Source organism: Pseudomonas sp. MIL9 (genome assembly GCF_016887925.1).
Lineage (GTDB): Bacteria > Pseudomonadota > Gammaproteobacteria > Pseudomonadales > Pseudomonadaceae > Aquipseudomonas > Aquipseudomonas mohnii.
Genome location: NZ_JAFEHE010000056.1, coordinates 1 through 1,286, shown reverse-complemented (window position 1 = coordinate 1,286; position 1,286 = coordinate 1). Strand labels below are relative to the sequence as shown.

The following is a 1,286-nucleotide window of genomic DNA, read 5'->3' as shown; positions in this document are numbered from 1 at the left end:
ACCCGCCGGCTGTCCATCCCCTCCAACACCCCGGCCTGACTCAAATAGTTATTCGCATTGACCACGTTCAACAACAACGCCGCCAACGGCACCACCCCACCACTGTTGGCCACCACCGGCGATTGGATGATCCGCCCCACCTGCCCCGCGCCAATGGCCTTGCCGGTCGCCCTGGCCCAGTCGCCCAGCGCTTCGGCCTGTTGCCCCATCAGCTTCGCCACTGGCCGGCCCGCCTCGGTGACAAACTGCAAGCGCGCGTCGTTGCCCAGGCGCGCGGCGACAAAAATGCCCATCCAGGAACGGCCGAGGCCGCTGTCACCCTTGAGCAGCAACAGCGCCGCCGCCGACCGGTTGACCAGCACGCTCCATTGGCTGCCGACGTCCCGCGCCATGTAGGCAATGTCGCGCAGGGTCGGTTCACTCAACGGCGCCAGTGCCTGATGGGTCGCGCTGAGGTTGTCGGAGGCCAGGGCGGCCATCAGCTCGCTCAGGCGGGAAGCGCTGTTAACGGCCGCATCGATCGAGGGCGTCCAGGCGTTGAAGAGTTGCTTCAGGGCGCCGCCGTCAGGGGCGCGGATGTAGTCGGCGTATTGTTCGGCCCCCTGGGCGCGGAGGCACTGGGCGGTCAGGCAGCCGGTGGCCAGTTCGGTCAGCCAGCGACGCGTCTCCAGGTCGTCGTAGTCCACAAACCAGGTGCCGCTGTGTGAGCGCTTGAGGTACAGGCCCCGATCGGCAAACAGCGCGGTGTGACGTTGCTCCAGATGTTGGTAGTGCGCCGCGGCGGTCTGGGTGAACCAGGTGTTCATCGCCTCGAGGTCGATGTATTTGCCGACCTTGGCACTGAAGAGATGGTTATTGAGGTTGGCGTGCTTTTCGGCGCGGTATTCGCGGACGACGAATTCTGCTTCGGTGTACAGGTCCTCCGGAATAAAGGCCCGCACCGGGGCGACGATGCCCGCAATCCGGGCGTCGCGTTCGGCGGCCTGGGCCCGGGTGGGCTGCCCGCCGTATCGACGGGCCTGGGTTTCGGCCTTGAGCTCCTCATCCAGCCGATGCTGGGTGTCGAGCATGACCTGGCCCTGTGCGGGCGTGAGGTTGATCTCATGCGCCTTGTAGCGGTAGCTGATGGACCCGGCCAGTTCGGCGCCGTCCTCGCTGATCAGGCTGCGCACGAACCCGCCGATGCTCAGGCGCAGATTATTCTCGCCCAGCCATTTTTCGTGGTTCGCCTCCAGCCATTCCTGTTCGTGATTGATGTCACGCAGCACACCCAGGTCGTCGTCGAG

General features: G+C 65.4%; 1 pseudogene. It reads right to left on the bottom strand.

Going from position 1 to position 1,286, the window contains the following annotated elements:
* Positions 1-1,286, bottom strand: a pseudogene (locus JQF37_RS31200) (hypothetical protein); the annotation flags it as partial.